1 protein-coding gene is annotated in these 779 nt (G+C 47.2%); it reads right to left on the reverse strand.

The window, feature by feature from the left end; all coding sequences use genetic code 11:
- Positions 1-113: 113 nt before the first annotated feature.
- The coding region (locus A3738_RS03740; protein WP_197473555.1) for an iron ABC transporter permease at positions 114-779 on the reverse strand (666 nt) is incomplete at its 5' end.

Here is a 779-nt window from a genome sequence, read left to right on the forward strand (position 1 = left end):
GGCAAAAGGATTGACCGCACTCGATAAATCTAAAATGCTACCTTGCAAATCCCGCTCATATCTCAAGCACGAAAGGTCTCCACCATGTTTTGGCCTAGGTTTCGAAATATCAGTCATGAACGTGCATCTCTTCGCACTAGCACTAGTAAGAAAAAAGCACTCCCCAGCGCTGCTGTAATTACGCCAATTGGCAGCTCTGTTCCCTCGTGCAAGACCCGAGCAAGCACATCCACCCAAATCATGAAAATACCACCCACCATGGCCACAGCAACAAACAAGTTAACACGTAATCCAATGACTAATCTTCGAACAATATGAGGAATCATCAAGCCAACAAAACCGATGCCACCGCAATTTGCGACCAACACTGCGGTCATTAGCGAACTCATCACCAGCATCCCAAGGCGTAAGCGTACGACATTAACACCAAGCGCCTTTGCATTTTCATCTCCAGCCAACATGGTTTTTAGAGGCCGAGAAAAGGCGAAGAAGCAAAGCAAGCTAATCAGTAAAACGACAATCACCGGTCCTATTGAAGCCCACTCCGCGCGAGCAAAGCTTCCTAAGGTCCAAAAGATAAGTGATGCAGCTGCCAAGGGATCAGACAAATACAAAACTAAACTTGTCGCCGCACTAAACATGAAGGACGTCGCGACACCCGCAAGCAACATACGTTCAACGTTTCCGCTTCGCCCTGCGAGTGCGATGACGATTACTACCGAAAAAAGGCTGCCAGCAAACGCACCAACCGCAATACTATATTCTGAAAATCCAGAAAT

This window comes from Oleiphilus sp. HI0066 (genome assembly GCF_001635725.1).